The organism is Stenotrophomonas sp. 22DLJC03 (genome assembly GCF_056861405.1).
In genome coordinates, this window is record NZ_JBSPUG010000005.1 from 1 (window position 1) to 16,425 (window position 16,425).

Here is a 16,425-nt window from a genome sequence, read left to right on the forward strand (position 1 = left end):
ATGGTGCGCCCGGAGAGATTCGAACTCCCGACCGCCTGGTTCGTAGCCAGGTACTCTATCCAACTGAGCTACGGGCGCGCGGTACACAATCAACTTACTGCTTAATTTTACTGCATTTTCAGCGGCGGATGCTGAAAACCTGTCGAGTGGTGCGCCCGGAGAGATTCGAACTCCCGACCGCCTGGTTCGTAGCCAGGTACTCTATCCAACTGAGCTACGGGCGCGCGGTACACAATCAACTTACTGCTTAATTTTACTGCATTTTCAGCGGCGGATGCTGAAAACCTGTCGAGTGGTGCGCCCGGAGAGATTCGAACTCCCGACCGCCTGGTTCGTAGCCAGGTACTCTATCCAACTGAGCTACGGGCGCGCGGTACACAATCAACTTACTGCTTAATTTTACTGCATTTTCAGCGGCGGATGCTGAAAACCTGTCGAGTGGTGCGCCCGGAGAGATTCGAACTCCCGACCGCCTGGTTCGTAGCCAGGTACTCTATCCAACTGAGCTACGGGCGCCCTGCGACAGGAGCGGAATTATGCGGATCCCGGCGCGGACCGTCAACAGTTTTGTGAAAATTTTCACCCAACTGAATGAAAAAGCTGTCAGCCACGGCGTCCGGTGCCTTCAGCCAGGCGAAGTGATCGGCACGCGTGCCCAGCTCCTGCGCGGAAAGCACGTGCAGCTGCGCGGCCACATTCGGCAGCTTGGCCAGCAACGTCTGCATCGATCCGGTCGGTGCCAACCAGTCGTGTTCCATCAGCACCGCCCGTGCGCTGCCATGCACGCGTGCCATCTGTGCGTCGAGATCTTCGGCCATGCCCGCGGCGGCGTAGCGATTGTTCAGGCCCACGCGCGCCCAGTCGGCGATCAGCCCACGTGCTTCGGTGCCACCAAAGCCCAGGCGACGGCCATGCAGCACGCCTTGACGCTGTGCGATCCACGGCAGGAAGCGATAGACCAGCGGCAGCAGCCAGCCGCGTGGCGGCGGGAAGCTGCGCCAGAACGGTGAGCCACTGGCGGCCAGCCACAGCCGATTGAAGTGCTGCGGATGGCGACCGGCGTGCACGCAGGCCAGCTGCCCACCCAGGCTGTGGCCACCGATGATCCAGGGCAGGGCGCCTGCTTCGTCATCCGCTGCGGCCAGTACGCCCTGGCTGCTCGGCAGATCCTGATCGAGTACTTCGCGATAGCCCCAGTCCTGCGTGCGTGACGGACGTAGCGAGCTGCTGCCGTTGCCGCGCCACTCGTGCAGGTACACCGCCACGCCCTTCGCCGCCAGCGCCTGTGCCAGCGGCAGGTAATGGCGTGCGGCCACACCCAGTGCTGGCAGCCACAGCAGGCGCGCGATGGGCTGTGCGGGCACGCAGGCGATCACTTCGTAGCGATGGCCATCAGTGCACTGCACGGCAAGGACGTCCGGTGCGAGGCTCATGCGTGAGGCGCCGCGCCGAAGTGGTCGAGCACCAGCACCTCGCTGCGGCCAGGCGCGTAGCCCTGCTGCAGCCCGCGTGCGACGTAGTCGATGCCGGCTTCGCAGGCGTTGGCCAGGCTCAGGCCGTTGCACAGCTGCGCGGCGATGGCTGAGGCCAGCGTGCAGCCGGTGCCGTGTGCGTCCAGCGGCAGGCGAGCGTGGATGAATTCTTCGCTGCTGACGCCGTCGAAGTAACGGTCGATCACCCGGTTGCCTTCATGCAGGTGCCCGCCCTTGAGCAGCACTGCGCCGGCGCCGAGGCCAAGCAGTGCGGCAGCGGCCTGTTCGGCGTCATCGCCGTTGCTGATCTTCCGGCCCACCAGCAGTTCTGCTTCGGGGGTATTCGGGGTGATCAGCGTGGCTAGCGGAATCAGGCGCTCACGCATCGCCTGCAGCGCGCTGTCTTCAAGCAGGCGAGCACCGCTGGTGGCGACCATCACCGGGTCCAGCACCACATGCGGCGGCCGGTGGCGCTCCAGTGCGTCGGCGACGGCGTTGATCACTTCGGCATTGGCCAGCATGCCGAGTTTCACGGCGTGGATGTCGAAGTCGTCGAAGCAGGCGTCCAGCTGTGCACGCAGGAAGTCGATCGGTGGCACGTGCACGGCAATGACGCCGCGGGTGTTCTGCGCTGTCAGCGCAGCGATCGCCGAGAGGCCGTGCACGCGGTGCGCGGCGAAGGCTTTGAGGTCAGCCTGGATGCCGGCGCCGCCGCCGGAATCGGAGCCGGCGATGGTCAGGGCGGAAACGGGAGTGGTCGGGCTCATCAGGTGATTGTGCCGTGGTCCAGCAGGGGAAGGTAGATCCACGCCATGCGTGGATGCCTTTGATTCAATGCCGCCAGCGCGCCCACTGCTGGTACACCACATAGCCCAGCCCTGTCAGCCCGGTCAGCAGGGCGGGGGCGAGCAGGGCGTCGTACTGCCAGCGCATGAACAGCCAGGCGCCGATGACGCCGCCGGCGAGGAAGCCGCTGATGATCAGGCCGCTGAGGGTCAGTCGGCGCACCTGCAACGGCAACCCGCGCAGCAGGTGGCCGAGGCCGATGCCGAGGTCGGTGAACATGCCGCTGAGGTGGGTGGTGCGCACCACCGCGCCACTGAAGGTGGTAGCCATCGCGTTCTGCAGGCCGCAGGCCATGGCGGCGGCCAGCGCACCCCAGATCTGATGCTGTTCGAACAGCGGGATGGCGACCAGCAGCAGTGCCGATTCCAGTGCCAGTGCCACGCCATAGCGGCGGCCAAGCTGCAGGGCACTGTCCTGGATCAGCAGGCCGCTGAGCATCGCGCCCAGCGCGAACGCGATCAGCAGCCCCCACAGGTGGCCGACCGCACGCCAGTCGCCCTGTGCCAGCGCCATGCCCAGCTGGCTGGTGCTGCCGGTCATGTGGCTGACGGCCTGGTGTTCGAACCCTAGGAAGCCAACCACATTGACCATGCCGGCCACGCATGAAAGCGCGACCGCGCCGATCCAGACCCAGGTGGGCAGGCGTATTCCCATCGGCGGGGCCCCCTCAGGGCCCGCCGAAGCCGCCGTTGAACTGCAGCTCGCTGAAGGTGTTGCTGGCGGGATCGAACACGGCGCCCCAGAACTGCGTGCCGCCATCGCAGACGCGGATCGCCTCACGGGCCGGATTGATGCTGCCATCGTCAGGCAGGTGGAAGGCGTTGATGTAGATCAGCCGCTTGCCTGCGCTTTCGATGCCGACGTACTGGCGATCGAAGTCCAGCACCTTGGGAACCTGTGCTTCCAGCGAAGGCAGCTTCGCTTCCAGCTGGTCGATCTGCTGCCGGCTGGGTGCCCAGTAGCCGCTGACCCGCCCGGCCTCGCGGCCGGGGCTGGCGCGCGAGCAGGTGTCGAGCACCTGCGCGGCGATGATCGGGCGGGTGACCACCCAGGACTGGCCGGTACGCTCTGCGGTCGGCACGCTGGCCGGGCCGCGCGTGGTGGTGCAGGCGCCGAGCACGGCTGCGAGGGTGATCGCAGCCGTGGGCAGCAGCAGGCGGGTGCAGCGGTTCACAACACCTCCGAGGCGTAGTCGGCCAGGCGCGAGCGCTCGCCACGACGTAGTGTGATGTGCGCGCTGTGCGGCCAGTTCTTGAAGCGGTCCACCGCGTAGGTCAGGCCCGAGGTGGTCTCGGTCAGGTACGGGGTGTCGATCTGCTCGACGTTGCCCAGGCAGACGATCTTGGTGCCGGGGCCGGCACGGGTGATCAGCGTCTTCATCTGCTTCGGGGTGAGGTTCTGCGCCTCGTCCAGGATCAGGTAGCGCGACAGGAAGGTGCGGCCGCGCATGAAGTTCATCGAGCGGATCTTGATGCGGCTGGCGAGCAGGTCGTTGGTGGCCTGGCGGCCCCAGGTGCCGCCTTCCTGGTTGTGCGTGAGCACTTCCAGGTTGTCGGTCAACGCGCCCATCCATGGCGTCATTTTCTCTTCCTCGGTGCCGGGCAGGAAGCCGATGTCTTCGCCGACGCTGACGGTGGCGCGGGTCATGATGATCTCGCGATAGCGCTGCTGGTCCATCGTCTGTGCCAGGCCGGCGGCGAGGGCCAGCAGGGTCTTGCCGGTACCGGCGGTGCCGAGCAGGGTGACGAAGTCGATTTCCGGGTCCATCAGCGCATTGAGCGCGAAGTTCTGTTCGCGGTTGCGCGCGCTGATGCCCCATACGGCGTGACTGCCGTGGCGGAAATCATCGACCAGCGACAGCACCACCTTGCCATCGCCGACCACGCGGCTGACGCGCAGCTCGACTTCGTCTTCGCCGGGCAGGTAGACGTACTGGTTCGGGTACCACTCTTCGCCGTCCTGCGCCTGGATTTCGTAATGGGTACGGCCCTTGTCGCTCCAGCTGCGCAGGTCATCGCCGTGGCGCTTCCAGAAGTCTTCCGGCAGCTCGGTGGCGCCGGTGTAGAGCAGGCTGAAATCATCCAGCGCGCGGTCGTTCTCGTAGTCCTCGGACACGATGCCGGCGATCGCTGCCTTGATCCGCAGGTTGATGTCCTTGGAAACGAACACCACCGGGATCTCAGGTGTCTCTTCCTTCAGGGCCAGGATCGCGCCGAGGATGGCGTTGTCCGGGATCACCTTGCCGAAGCTCTTGCCGGCGTCGAAATGGCTGGTCTGGAAGCGCAGCAGGCCCACGCTCTGCTTGCCGCGCAGCTGCAGGCCCTGCGGCCGCTGCAGCGGAATGCCGTCGGCCAGGTTGTCCAGGCCCGAGGCCTGCACCAGCTCGTTGAGGAAGCGGCTGACCTGGCGCGCATTGCGGCTCGCCTCGGTGGTGCCCTTCTTGCCGTTGTCCAACTCCTCGATCACCTGCATGGGCAGGTAGACGTCGTGCTCCTCGAATTTGAACAGCGCGGTGGGATCGTGCATCAGCACGTTGGTATCCAGCACGTAGATGCGCTTGCCTCGGGTCATCGTCGATTCCTGGTTACGGACAGGGGAAAACCATCACGGCCTGCTGCGGGGCAGGGTGATGGCAGACACAGTAGGCAGTGGGACTCACTTGGACTGGGAGGCCTTCAGTTCGGCGAGAACGGCATCGGCATGGCCGGCGACCTTGACCTTGCGCCAGGACTGCACGATGCGGCTGTCGGGGGAAATCAGGAAGGTGCTGCGCTCGATGCCACGTACCTGCTTGCCGTACATGTTCTTCATCTTGATCACGTCGAAGGCGCTGCACAGCGCTTCGTCGCCATCGCTGACCAGCGGGAACGCAAAGCCCTGCTTGGCACAGAAATTGTCGTGCGACTTCACCGAATCGCGCGAGACGCCGAGCACGACTGCGCCTGCCTTCCTGAACTTCGGCAGCAGCGCGTTGAAGTCGATGCCTTCGGTGGTGCAGCCGGGGGTGCTGTCTTTCGGGTAGAAGTACAGCACCAGCCATTGGCCGGCGTAGTCGCCGAGGGTGGCCTGTTCGCCGCCGGACAGTGCCAGCGGCAGGGAAAGAGTGGTGCTGTCCAGGGTGTCGCCGTTGTTCATGAGGTCCTTCTGTCGAGCCTGGGTTCTTTCCAAGACAATTGCATGAAACGCCACGCGCCTGTGAGAGGCGCGCGAAATTCAGAACTTCATCGGGTCCATGATCGCGTCCAGGTTCAAGTGGTCGCAGAACTCGAGGAAATCGTCGCGCAGCGCGGCGATGTGCATGTTGGCCGGCACGCCGATGGTGACCTGCGCGCTGAACATTTCCGCACCGGTCTGCATGGCGCGGTAACGCGTGCTCTGCAGGCTCTCGATGGTGATGCCCTGGCGGTCGAAGAAGTCGGCCAGCTGGAACAGGATGCCCGGCTTGTCGGCGGCGATCACCTCCACGATGTACGGCAGCAGGTTGGACTGCGCCTGCTTGGCAGCGGTGCGGTACCAGACCAGCTTCAGGCCTTCTTCGCGCTCCAGCCGGGTCAGCATCGCTTCCAGCTTGGCCACCGAATCCCAGGAGCCGGTGGCCAGGGCGGTGACGGACACATCGCGACCGACCGTGGCCAGGCGCGCGTCCACCAGATTGCAGCCGCTGTCGGCAATGCGGCGGGTGACGGACAGCAGGGGGGACTCCGGATGCGTCGTATAGGCGTTGATCAGGAGGTGGTTTTCGCTCGGCGCGGGGCGCGGGGTGGTGTCGGTCAAGGCGATTCCGGGTAATGCATGCGTTAGTCTGAATGCCCGCCAGAGGCGGGGATCCACCGGTGTCCAGCATACTTGCCCGTGGTTTCGCGCCGCAAGTAACATTCAGGTCGCCCCCGGCCTTTCGTGGCGGGCGTTTCCCTTTCCAGCCAAGAGCAGCACGTCCTTGTCCCTTTCCGGCCTCATCACCGCGCTGGCGACCCCGTTCCGGGCCGACGGCGCCCTCGATCCCGACGGTTGGCAGCGCCTGCTGCACCTGCAACTGGAAGGTGGCGTCCATGGCGTTGTCGTAGCTGGCTCGACCGGCGAAGCGGCAACCCTCACCGATGCCGAGTACGACCAGCTGCTGGCCAGCGCGGTCGAGCGTATCGGCGGCCGCATTCCGGTCATGGCCGGTACCGGCCTGTCGGGCACCGCCAAAACCATCGAACAGACCCGCCGCGCCGCCGCGCTCGGTGCCAGCCACGCGCTGGTGGTCACCCCGCCGTATGTGCGGCCGACCCAGGCCGGATTGATCGCGCACTACCGTGCCGTTGCCGACCAGGGCGGGTTGCCGGTCGTGCTGTACAACGTGCCTGGCCGTACCGGTTGCGACATGCAGCCGGAGACCGTGGCCGAGCTGGCCAGCCATCCCAACATCGTCGGCATCAAGGAGGCCGTGGGTGACACCGGCCGGGTGCAGGCGCTGCTGGCGCTGCGCAGCGCGCAGTTCGCCGTGCTCAGTGGCGATGACGGTACTGCCGCGCGTTCGATCCGGGCTGGCATCGATGGCCTGATCTCGGTCGGTTCCAATGTGCTGCCGGGCGCCTACCGCCGGATGTGCGAGCTGGCGGCCGCCCACGACCACGAAGCTACCGAATCATGGGATGCGCGCCTGCAGCCGTTCCATGAGTTCTGTGGCGTCGAGCCGAATCCGATCCCGGTCAAGGCGCTGCTGCGCCGCATCGGCATCGGCCACGACCTGCGCCTGCCGCTGCTGCCGTTGTCGGCGGCGCATCATCGGGCTGCCGATCACCTTGCCGGCGACATCGCCGCCCTCGAAGCCCTTTCCAGCCACTGACCTTCCGTCTTGGTCTGACCCAGGAGATTCACATGCGTCAATCCGTTTCCACTGTCCGCGTGCTGTCCTACGCCCTGCTTGCTGTGGCCGTCGCCGCCGGCACCACTGGTTGCTTCAAGCGTGGCGTCAAGGGCGACTATGCCCTGGCCCCGGAAATGCGTCCGCTGGAAGTGCCGCCGGACCTGAACCTGCCGGCGACCACCGGTGATAACAAGGTGCCGACGCTGGCGTCGGCGACCAAGCCGGCTGCGCCGGTTGCGGCGGCTCCGGCTGTGGGTAACACCGGTTTCACCATTGCCGGTGGCAAGGATGAAGCCTTCGCCAAGGTCGGTACCGCGCTGGAAGGCGTGGAAGGCGTGACCATCGCCAGCCGCGCGCAGCTGCTGGGCTCGTACGATGTAGCCTATGAAGGCAGCAACTTCCTGGTGCGTGTGGTTGCCGTCGACGCCGGCGCGTACATTTCCGCGGTCGACCCGCGTGGCCTGCCGGCCACCGCCGAGGCCCCGGTGAAGCTGATCGCCGCGCTGAAGGCGAAGCTGGCGCAGTAAGGGCTGCCTCTGGTAGAGGGCGACCTTGGTCGGCGCTTCTGTGCCAACCAAGGTTGGCACCTACCGGATCTTGCGGTTGGCACCTACCGGATCGCGCGGTTGGTATCTGCCGAGCAACGAGAAAGGGCGCCATGGGCGCCCTTTTTCGTTGCCGCAACAAGCGCTTCTCAGCGCTCCAGCAGCTTCAGCTTGTCCGGCTTGCCGTCCCATTCGCCGGCGTCGGCAGGCGGGTCCTTGCGCACGGTCAGCACCGGCCATTCTTTGGCCAGCTCGGCATTGAGGGCGACGAAGCCTTCCTGGCCGGCGGGGACATCATCCTCCGGGAAGATCGCATTGACCGGGCACTCCGGTTCGCAGAGGGTGCAGTCGATGCACTCATCCGGGTCGATCACCAGGAAGTTCGGGCCTTCGTGGAAACAATCCACGGGGCACACTTCCACGCAATCGGTGTGTTTGCACTTGATGCAGTTTTCGGTGACGACAAAGGGCATGGGCTGGGGGTGGATCGATTCCTGAACCCGACAATTCTAGAACAGGTTGGCCCCCGGTGTCGGCGCAGGGCGGAAAACGGGCGTCTGGCAGGCCCGGCCGTGGCCGGTTGGCGGCAGGGCAACGCCCATGCGACGCTGTGGCGCAGCCGGTCATCCGTGATGGCCGTTACCCCTTCCCAGCAGGTACGTCCATGTCCCAGATCCAGACCGGATCCGCCTTGCACCGTGGTGAGAACACCGCGTTCATCGTCCTGATCAGCTGCGTGGCCACCCTCGGTGGATTCCTGTTCGGCTTCGACAGTGGTGTCATCAACGGTACGGTCGACGGCCTGCGCCAAGCCTTCAATTCCAGTGAGGCGGCGCTGGGCTTCGAAGTCGCCTCGATGCTGCTGGGCTGCGCGATCGGTGCATTCCTGGCCGGTTGGCTGGGCGACCGCCTGGGCCGTCGCGGCGTACTGATCGTGTCCGCGCTGTTGTTCCTGATATCGGCGCTGGGTGCCGGTGCTGCCCATGCCTCCTGGCTGTTCATAGCCGCTCGCGTACTCGGCGGGTTCGCAGTGGGCGCGGCCAGTGTGATGTCGCCGGCCTACATCGCCGAGGTGGCGTCGGCACGCTATCGCGGTCGCCTGGCCACGGTGCAGCAGATGGCGATCATCTGCGGCCTGTTTGCCGCCTTCCTCAGCAATTACCTGCTGGCCCGTGCCGCCGGGGCCTCCACCGAGCCATTGTGGCTGGGGCATGAGGCCTGGCGCTGGATGTTCTGGATGCAGGCGCTGCCGTCGGGTCTGTTCCTGCTGCTGTTGCTGGTGATTCCGGAGAGCCCGCGTTTCCTGGTGCTGAAGGGCCGGCAGGCGCAGGCAGGGGTGGTGCTGGCACGGTTGTATGGCGATGGTGCGGCGGCGGCCAAGCAGGCCGAGATCGAAGCCAGCCTGGCCCAGGACCAGCACAAGCCGCGCTTCGGCGATCTGCTCGACAAGGCCACCGGCAAACTGCGCCCGATCCTCTGGGTGGGCATCGGCCTGGCGATGTTCCAGCAGCTGGTCGGCATCAACGTGGTGTTCTACTACGGCGCAGTGCTGTGGCAGGCGGTGGGCTTCTCGGAAAGCGACGCGCTGCTGATCAATGTGCTGTCCGGTGGACTGAGCATCGGCGCCTGCCTGCTGACCGTGCTGCTGATCGACCGCATCGGGCGCAAGCCGCTGCTGTGGATCGGCTCGGTCGGGATGTCGGTGGCGCTGGTGTTGATGGTGGTCGCCTTCGCCAGCGGCAGCCTGGTCGACGGTCGCCTGCAGCTGTCCGATGGCATGGGCAGGCTGGCCCTGGTTGCGGCCAATGCCTACGTGGTGTTCTTCAACATGTCCTGGGGCCCGGTGATGTGGGTGATGCTGGGCGAAATGTTCCCCAACCAGATCCGCGGCCCGGCGCTGGCGGTGGCGGGTGCGGCGCAATGGACCTCGAACTTCGCCATCACCGTGACCTTCCCGATGCTGCTGGCTGGCATTGGCCTGGCCGGTGCCTACGGCATCTATATGGTCGTGGCGATCCTTTCGATCTTCTTCGTCGTCCGCTACGTGCGCGAGACCAAGGGCAAGGAACTGGAGCAGATGGAAGGCTGACGGCTGGCCTGCCGCCTCTCGACACATTTCGTGTGGCGGACGCAGGTCTGCGGGTCGGGATTGAGTTGGCTGCGGAGGAGCGAGGCTGTTCGTGCCGCCGTCGCGGAAAACTGTAAGGAGGGGGCGGGCCACCCTGGCCTGGACCGTTGGCGCCATGGATGGGCTTTTGCGTGTCCAGGCCAGGGTGGCCCGCCCCCTCAAACGCAGAAGCAGGCAGGCGCCACAGCGACCAAGCACCCGACGCCACAAACCCAGGAAAACAGAAAAGCCCGCACAAGGCGGGCTTTTTCGGTTCCTGCTGCGGCGACTGGTGCTCCCTAGGGGACTCGAACCCCTGTTTTAGCCTTGAGAGGGCCACGTCCTAACCACTAGACGAAGGGAGCAGTGTGTCGCTGCCGATGCAGGAGCGCTAGTATATGCACCTCGATGCCATTGGGCAATCCCGAAACTTCAACCGGAAGCGCCAACATCATTTCCTCTGCTCCATCACCGTTCAGCCTGCGCGTCATCCCGCGCGACCAGCACACGATCTCCCGCAAGGACATCAGCCCGAACGCCCTGCGCGTGCTTTATCGCCTGCGCGATGCCGGCTTCGGCGCCTACCTTGTGGGTGGTGCGGTGCGCGACCTGCTGGTCAATGGCCAACCCAAGGATTTCGACGTGGCCACCGATGCCACGCCCGAGCAGGTCAAGCAGTTGTTCCGCAACTGCCGCCTGATCGGCCGCCGATTCCGCCTGGCCCATGTTGTGTTCGGCCGCGAGATCATCGAAGTGGCCACGTTCCGTGCCAACAGCGATGACGGCAGCGGCGACCGCGAGATGGAAAACGGCATGCTCGTGCGCGACAACGTGTACGGCACCATCGAAGACGACGCCATCCGCCGCGACTTCACCTGCAACGCCCTGTATTACGCCATCGAGGACTTCTCGGTGCGTGACTACACCGGCGGCTTCGAAGACGTGCAGGCGCGCCTGATGAAGCTCATCGGCGATCCGGTGCAGCGCTACCAGGAAGATCCGGTGCGCATGCTGCGTGCAGTGCGCCTGGCGGCCAAGCTCGGCTTCCAGATCGAAGAGGGCACCGCCACGCCGATCCCGCAGCTGGCCAGCCTGCTCAACGAGGCTGCGCCGGCGCGCCTGTTCGAGGAAGTGCTCAAGCTGTTCCTGTCCGGGCACGGCGTGGCCAGCTTCGAAGGCCTGGAGCGTTACGGCCTGCTGGACGTGCTGTTCCCGGAAAGTGCCAAGGCCCTCAAGTCCAACCGCACCGGCGCGCTGCGCCGCATGCTGGTGGAAGGCCTGGCCAATACCGATGCGCGCGTGGCCAATGACGAGCCAGTCTCGCCGGCGTTCCTGTTCGCGCTGCTGCTGTGGCCGGCGTATTGCCGTGCACAGGCGACCCTGCTCAAGCAGGGCGTGGCGCCAGAAGAAGCGCAGCGCCGTGCCGCCGACCGCGTCACCGTGCAGCAGCTGAGCACCATCGCATTGCCTCGCCGCTTCTCGCTGCCGATGCAGGAGATCTGGCTGCTGCAGTCGCGCTTCGGTTCGCGCCAGCGCAAGCGCGTGTTCCGTACCCTTACCCACCCGCGCTTCCGCGCCGCGTTCGACTTCCTGGCCCTGCGCCAGGTGGCCTCCGCCGAGCACGAGGCTGATGTGGCGTTCTGGCGTGAAGCGCAGGCGCAATCCGGGCATGAGCTGGAATCGTCGCTGGATTCGCTGCACCACGAGGGCGTTGACGAAGAGGGTGGGGCACCGCGCAAGCGCCGCCGTCGCCGTCGCCGTCCGGGCGCCCCCGCCGGTGCTGCGGGCGAGTAAGCGATGACCCTTGCCTGGATCGGCCTCGGCGCCAACCTTGGCGACGCGGCTGCGACCGTCCGCGCAGCGATTGCTGCGCTGGACGGCCTGCCTGGCACCCGCGTGGACAGGGCGTCGCGCCTGTACGCCACGCCCGCCTGGGGCAATGAAGATCAGCCGCCGTTCGTCAATGCGGTGGCTGCGGTCGAAACCGATCTGCCGGCCAACGAACTGCTGCAGGCGATGCTGTTGCTGGAGCGGCATTTCGGCCGCGTGCGCGATCCGCAGGTGCACTGGGGGCCGCGCGCGCTGGATCTGGACCTGCTGCTGCATGGCGCGCAGGTGATCGATCAGCCTGGCCTGCAGGTGCCGCATCCCTACATGCACGAGCGCGCCTTCGTATTGGTACCGCTGGCCGAAATCGCGCCGGATCTGGCCATCCCCGGCCACGGCCGCGTGCAGGATGCAGTGATGCGGGTGGATGCCTGCGGGATCGCGCCGATAGGGTGATAATGGCCGGGTTATCTCCCCCGGTTATCAGCACATGAGCACCCACGCAGACAGCAAGCCCTGGACCGTTCCCGCCCTGGCCGAGGCCAAGCGCAATGGCCAGAAGCTGGTCATGTTGACCGCCTACGACGCCGGCTTCGCCCGCACCTTCGATGCCAACGGCGTCGACCTGATCCTGATCGGCGATTCGCTGGGCATGGTCGTGCAGGGTCATGACTCCACCTTGCCGGTGACCGTGGCCGACATGGTCTACCACACCCGCGCCGTGGCCCGCGTGCTGCGGCGTGCGCTGCTGGTGGCCGACCTGCCGTTCGGCGCCGATGCCACCCCGGAGCGCGCGCTGGATGCCTCGCTGCAGCTGCTGCAGGCGGGCGCGGAGATGGTCAAGATCGAAGGTGCCGGCTTCAAGGTCGACATCATCCGCTACCTGGTCGAACGCGAGATTCCGGTCTGCGCGCATCTGGGCCTGACCCCGCAGTCGGTGCTGCGCCTGGGCGGCTTCAAGATCCAGGGCCGTGGCGATGCCGCGCGCCAACTGGTGGAAGATGCCAGGGCCGTGGCCGCTGCAGGCGCCAGCATCATGGTGCTCGAATGCGTGCCGACTCCGGTCGCTGCTGAAGTCACCGCTGCGGTGGACGTGCCGACCATCGGCATCGGTGCCGGCCCGCAGTGCGATGGCCAGGTGCTGGTGCTGCACGATTTCCTCGGCCTGGACAGCGGCCATCGCCGTCCGAAGTTCGTCAAGGACTTCCTCGCCGAAGGCGGTTCGGTGGCCGGTGCCACCCGCGCTTATGCCGACGCCGTGCGCGACGGCAGCTTCCCCGACGAACAGCACGCCTACGCCCAATGATCCAGACCTTCAACGAGCTCGGCGCACTGCGCGGGCAGATCGCCGAGTGGAAGCGCGAAGGCCTGCGCGTTGCGCTGGTGCCGACCATGGGCAACCTGCATGGGGGCCACCACTCGCTGGTGACCCTGGCCCGCCAGTACGCCGACAAGGTGGTGGCAAGCATCTTCGTCAACCCGACCCAGTTCGGCCCCAACGAAGATTTCAGCCGTTACCCGCGCACGCCCGAGGCTGACGTGGCCGGGCTGGAGCAGGCTGGCTGCGATGCGGTGTGGCTGCCCAGTGTCGAGGCGATGTACCCGCTGGGCGTGGACAAGACCACGCGCATGCACGCGCCGGGTGTCAGTGAAGTGCTGGAGGGCGCCAGCCGCCCGGGTCACTTCGATGGCGTCTGTACGGTGGTCGCGCGCCTGTTCCTGCAGGTGCAGCCGGACGTGGCCGTGTTTGGTCGCAAGGACTACCAGCAGCTGGCCGTCATCAAGCAGATGGTGGCCGAGCTGTCGTTCCCGATCCAGATCGTCGGCGCGGACATCGTGCGTGACGACGATGGCCTGGCCAAGAGTTCGCGCAACCAGTATCTGAGCGCCGAACAGCGCCCGGTCGCGACCCGCATCCATCGCACCCTGCTGGGCATGCGCGAGGGCTACGTGGCTGGCCAGTCGCGCGCGCAGATCGAGGCCGAGGCAGCCGCCGCGCTGCAGGCGGATGGTTTCCAGGTCGACTACGCCGTGTTGCGCACGCCGGAACTGGCCGAGCCGACCTTCGATGGCGGCGGCCGTGTCGCGCTGATCGCCGCGCGCCTGGGTACGACCCGGTTGATCGACAACCTGGAATTCTGAGCCGCTAAGCGCAGCATGGAAGGGCGCCCGCAATGGGCGCCTTTCACCTTCCCACGGACGGGAGATCGGAAATGAACACCCCAACCACTGATACCGGCCGCCTTGCCCAGGCCTCGATCCTGGCGGTGCTGGCGGCCGGCATGCTGCCGGCCCAGCTGTTTGGCGGCCTGTTGTTTGCGCTCGAATTCCGGCGCACACCGGTGCCCGCGCTCACCGGCGGTGGGTTGATGTTCGTGCTGGCCGCCTGCAACGCCATCGCCGTGCTGCTGCCGATGGCGCTGATCCTGCAGTCTCAGCAGCGCCTGCGCCGGATCGGGTTCGTCCTGGTCGGGTTTGGGCTGGGGGCGTTGGCCATGGCCACGTGCGGCTGGCCGGGCGCGGATAGCGGCCCGCTGCTGCAGCGCCTGCGCTATGTCGACACCTTCGACGTGATCAGCTACGGCCTGACGGTGTTGGCAGCAGGGGGCTTCGGCGTGGTCGCCGGCCTGGCCTTCCACACGGTGTTCCGCCTGTCGCTGCACGGCACTTCCGGCGCTGTCCCGGCAGTCCCGCCGGGCGAGCGCGCCTGAACGGCCTTCAGCGTCCTGCCGCAGGCCCCTGACGACAGCCAAGCGGGTGCTAGAATCCGCTCTTTCCTTTGCCGTTGCAGCGCCCCCATGCACCTGTCCCTGCTCAAGACCAAGATCCACCGCGCCACCGTCACCCATTCCGAGCTGAACTACGAAGGCTCGATCGCCATCGATGACAACCTGCTGGCTGCCACCGGCATCCGCGAGTTCGAGCAGGTGCACATCTGGGACGTGACCAACGGTGCGCGCTTCTCGACCTATGCCATCCGCGCCGAAGCCGGCAGTGGCGTTGTCTCGCTCAACGGTGGTGCCGCGCGCCACGTGCAGGTCGGTGACATCATCATCATCGCCGCGTTTGCCAGCATGACCGAGCAGGAAGCTGACAGCTTCAAGCCGAAGCTGGTGTACGTTGATGGCAACAACCAGATCTCCCACACCAACGACACGATCCCGACACAGGCCGCATGACAACGAACAACGGATTCGACTCGCTGCATTCCCACGCCCAGCGCCTGAAGGGCGCAAGCATTCCCGGCCTGCTCGCCGCCGAACCCGGCCGTGTACAGGAGCTGGCGCTGCGGGTTGGTCCGTTGTATGTCAATTTCGCCCGGCAGAAGTACGATGCCGCGGCGTTGCAGGCGTTGCTGGCGCTGGCTGCCGAGCGTGATGTCGGCGCTGCCATCACCCGCCTGTTCCGTGGCGAACAGGTCAACCTGACCGAAGGCCGCGCCGCACTGCATACCGCGCTGCGTGGCGATGTGGTCGATGCGCCGGTGGCGGCCGAGGCCTATGCCGCCGCGCGCGACATCCGCCAGCGCATGGGCGTGCTGGTACGTGCGCTGGAAGACAGCGGCGTCACCGATGTGGTCAGCGTTGGTATCGGCGGTTCCGATCTCGGTCCGCGGCTGGTCGCTGATGCGCTGCGTCCGGTCACCGGTGCGCGCCTGCGCGTGCATTTCGTGTCGAACGTGGACGGCGCCGCCATGCAGCGCACACTGGCCACGTTGGATCCGGCGAAGACCGCCGGCATCCTCATCTCAAAGACCTTCGGCACGCAGGAAACCCTGCTCAACGGCCAGATCCTGCACGACTGGCTGGGTGGCAGCGAGCGCCTGTACGCAGTCAGCGCCAATCCGGAACGTGCGGCCAAAGCCTTTGCCATCGCCGCCGATCGCGTGCTGCCGATGTGGGACTGGGTCGGTGGCCGCTATTCGCTGTGGTCGGCGGTTGGTTTCCCGATCGCGCTGGCGATCGGTTTCGAGCGATTCGAACAGCTGCTGGAAGGCGCGGCGCAGATGGATGCGCACGCACTGGATGCACCGCTGGAGCGCAACCTGCCGGTGCTGCACGCCCTGACCGACATCTGGAACCGCAACCTGCTGGGCCATGCCACGCATGCGGTGATGACCTACGACCAGCGCCTGGCGCTGCTGCCGGCCTACCTGCAGCAGCTGGTGATGGAAAGCCTGGGCAAGCGCGTGCAGCGTGACGGCCAGCCGGTCACCACCGATACCGTGCCGGTGTGGTGGGGCGGGGCAGGCACCGACGTGCAGCACAGCTTCTTCCAGGCGCTGCACCAGGGCACCAGCATCGTTCCGGCCGACTTCATCGGCTGCGTGCACAACGATGATCCGTACACGATCAATCACCAGGCACTGCTGGCCAACCTGCTGGCGCAGACCGAGGCGCTGGCCAATGGCCAGGGCAGCGACGATCCGCATCGCGATTACCCGGGCGGCCGCCCAAGCACGCTGATCCTGCTCGACGCGCTGACCCCGCAGGCGCTGGGTGCGCTGATCGCGATGTACGAACACGCGGTGTACGTGCAGTCGGTGATCTGGAACATCAATGCCTTCGACCAGTTCGGTGTCGAGCTGGGCAAACAGCTGGCCAGTGGCCTGCTGCCGGCACTGCAGGGCGAGGACGTGACGGTTGCCGATCCAATGACCCGCGAGATCCTGGCGCAGCTGAAGGGCTGACGCGGGCGGGGAATGCCGCCGGGCATGGCCCGGCGCTACCCTTCGTTATGCCGGTAGCGCCGGGCCATGCCCGGCGAATACGACGA

Annotated in this window: 18 protein-coding genes and 5 tRNA genes; 10 read left to right on the forward strand and 13 right to left on the reverse strand. The window is 66.3% G+C overall.

Annotated elements, in window-relative coordinates; genetic code table 11:
- Nucleotide 1 precedes the first annotated feature (1 nt).
- The 11 genes from AC13GA_RS16465 to AC13GA_RS16515 all read right to left on the reverse strand — a co-directional run bounded on the left by AC13GA_RS16465 (nucleotide 2) and on the right by AC13GA_RS16515 (nucleotide 6,092).
- A tRNA-Arg gene (locus AC13GA_RS16465) sits at nucleotides 2-78 on the reverse strand.
- Between the two features lie 69 nt (nucleotides 79-147).
- Nucleotides 148-224 (reverse strand) — tRNA-Arg (locus tag AC13GA_RS16470).
- Nucleotides 225-293: 69 nt separating this feature from the next.
- Nucleotides 294-370: transfer RNA gene (locus tag AC13GA_RS16475), tRNA-Arg, on the reverse strand.
- 69 nt (nucleotides 371-439) lie between these two features.
- Nucleotides 440-516 (reverse strand) — tRNA-Arg (locus tag AC13GA_RS16480).
- Nucleotides 507-1,433, reverse strand: coding sequence for an alpha/beta hydrolase family protein (locus AC13GA_RS16485; protein ID WP_482998563.1), 927 nt, complete (start codon nucleotides 1,431-1,433; stop codon nucleotides 507-509). Before AC13GA_RS16485 ends, AC13GA_RS16480 begins: the two co-directional genes overlap by 10 nt.
- Complete coding sequence (thiD, locus tag AC13GA_RS16490) at nucleotides 1,430-2,239, reverse strand: bifunctional hydroxymethylpyrimidine kinase/phosphomethylpyrimidine kinase (RefSeq protein ID WP_136638832.1); 810 nt, start codon at nucleotides 2,237-2,239, stop codon at nucleotides 1,430-1,432. Before thiD ends, AC13GA_RS16485 begins: the two co-directional genes overlap by 4 nt.
- 64 nt (nucleotides 2,240-2,303) lie before the next feature.
- The gene (locus AC13GA_RS16495; protein ID WP_046986011.1) at nucleotides 2,304-2,972 is read right to left on the reverse strand and encodes a YoaK family protein; all 669 of its coding nucleotides are present in this window, start codon (nucleotides 2,970-2,972) and stop codon (nucleotides 2,304-2,306) included.
- Between the two features lie 13 nt (nucleotides 2,973-2,985).
- Nucleotides 2,986-3,492: a hypothetical protein gene (locus AC13GA_RS16500; RefSeq protein WP_253078913.1), complete on the reverse strand. Its 507-nt coding sequence runs from the start codon at nucleotides 3,490-3,492 to the stop codon at nucleotides 2,986-2,988.
- Nucleotides 3,489-4,889, reverse strand: a complete 1,401-nt coding sequence (locus AC13GA_RS16505; protein WP_012510694.1) for a PhoH family protein — start codon at nucleotides 4,887-4,889, stop codon at nucleotides 3,489-3,491. The genes AC13GA_RS16500 and AC13GA_RS16505 overlap by 4 nt, the downstream gene beginning before the upstream one ends.
- An 84-nt stretch (nucleotides 4,890-4,973) precedes the next feature.
- Nucleotides 4,974-5,453 (reverse strand): peroxiredoxin, encoded by a 480-nt coding sequence (locus AC13GA_RS16510; protein WP_046986013.1) that lies wholly within the window; start codon nucleotides 5,451-5,453, stop codon nucleotides 4,974-4,976.
- A gap of 78 nt (nucleotides 5,454-5,531) precedes the next feature.
- Nucleotides 5,532-6,092, reverse strand: coding sequence for a glycine cleavage system transcriptional repressor (locus AC13GA_RS16515; RefSeq protein ID WP_012510695.1), 561 nt, complete (start codon nucleotides 6,090-6,092; stop codon nucleotides 5,532-5,534).
- Between the two features lie 163 nt (nucleotides 6,093-6,255).
- On the opposite strand from AC13GA_RS16515, the gene dapA reads away from it, so the two are divergent.
- Both dapA and AC13GA_RS16525 read left to right on the forward strand, forming a co-directional pair.
- A complete protein-coding gene (gene dapA, locus AC13GA_RS16520; protein ID WP_046986014.1) occupies nucleotides 6,256-7,149 on the forward strand; it encodes a 4-hydroxy-tetrahydrodipicolinate synthase in 894 nt (297 codons plus the stop codon).
- Nucleotides 7,150-7,181: 32 nt separating this feature from the next.
- A complete protein-coding gene (locus AC13GA_RS16525; protein ID WP_046986015.1) occupies nucleotides 7,182-7,697 on the forward strand; it encodes a hypothetical protein in 516 nt (171 codons plus the stop codon).
- 167 nt (nucleotides 7,698-7,864) lie between these two features.
- On the opposite strand, the gene fdxA is transcribed toward AC13GA_RS16525, so the two are convergent.
- Nucleotides 7,865-8,188, reverse strand: coding sequence for a ferredoxin FdxA (gene fdxA / locus AC13GA_RS16530; protein WP_005409054.1), 324 nt, complete (start codon nucleotides 8,186-8,188; stop codon nucleotides 7,865-7,867).
- Between the two features lie 191 nt (nucleotides 8,189-8,379).
- On the opposite strand from fdxA, the gene AC13GA_RS16535 reads away from it, so the two are divergent.
- Nucleotides 8,380-9,804, forward strand: coding sequence for a sugar porter family MFS transporter (locus AC13GA_RS16535; RefSeq protein WP_253078912.1), 1,425 nt, complete (start codon nucleotides 8,380-8,382; stop codon nucleotides 9,802-9,804).
- Nucleotides 9,805-10,112: 308 nt separating this feature from the next.
- Here the strand turns inward: AC13GA_RS16535 and AC13GA_RS16540 are convergent.
- Nucleotides 10,113-10,187: transfer RNA gene (locus tag AC13GA_RS16540), tRNA-Glu, on the reverse strand.
- A 49-nt stretch (nucleotides 10,188-10,236) separates the two neighbouring features.
- On the opposite strand from AC13GA_RS16540, the gene pcnB reads away from it, so the two are divergent.
- The 7 genes from pcnB to pgi all read left to right on the forward strand — a co-directional run bounded on the left by pcnB (nucleotide 10,237) and on the right by pgi (nucleotide 16,339).
- Nucleotides 10,237-11,616, forward strand: a complete 1,380-nt coding sequence (gene pcnB / locus AC13GA_RS16545; RefSeq protein WP_046986017.1) for a polynucleotide adenylyltransferase PcnB — start codon at nucleotides 10,237-10,239, stop codon at nucleotides 11,614-11,616.
- A 3-nt stretch (nucleotides 11,617-11,619) separates the two neighbouring features.
- Entirely contained in the window at nucleotides 11,620-12,105 is a 486-nt protein-coding gene (gene folK, locus AC13GA_RS16550; protein ID WP_447781127.1) for a 2-amino-4-hydroxy-6-hydroxymethyldihydropteridine diphosphokinase, read from the forward strand.
- Nucleotides 12,106-12,139: 34 nt separating this feature from the next.
- Entirely contained in the window at nucleotides 12,140-12,955 is an 816-nt protein-coding gene (gene panB, locus AC13GA_RS16555; protein ID WP_482998564.1) for a 3-methyl-2-oxobutanoate hydroxymethyltransferase, read from the forward strand.
- A complete protein-coding gene (panC, locus tag AC13GA_RS16560; RefSeq protein ID WP_295377992.1) occupies nucleotides 12,952-13,791 on the forward strand; it encodes a pantoate--beta-alanine ligase in 840 nt (279 codons plus the stop codon). Before panB ends, panC begins: the two co-directional genes overlap by 4 nt.
- Before the next feature lie 71 nt (nucleotides 13,792-13,862).
- Nucleotides 13,863-14,360, forward strand: coding sequence for a hypothetical protein (locus tag AC13GA_RS16565; protein ID WP_480983033.1), 498 nt, complete (start codon nucleotides 13,863-13,865; stop codon nucleotides 14,358-14,360).
- A gap of 87 nt (nucleotides 14,361-14,447) precedes the next feature.
- On the forward strand, nucleotides 14,448-14,828 hold the full coding sequence (gene panD, locus AC13GA_RS16570) for an aspartate 1-decarboxylase (protein WP_004153087.1): 381 nt from the start codon (nucleotides 14,448-14,450) through the stop codon (nucleotides 14,826-14,828).
- Nucleotides 14,825-16,339, forward strand: coding sequence for a glucose-6-phosphate isomerase (gene pgi / locus AC13GA_RS16575; RefSeq protein WP_478475182.1), 1,515 nt, complete (start codon nucleotides 14,825-14,827; stop codon nucleotides 16,337-16,339). The genes panD and pgi overlap by 4 nt, the downstream gene beginning before the upstream one ends.
- The last annotated feature ends 86 nt before the right edge of the window (nucleotides 16,340-16,425 follow it).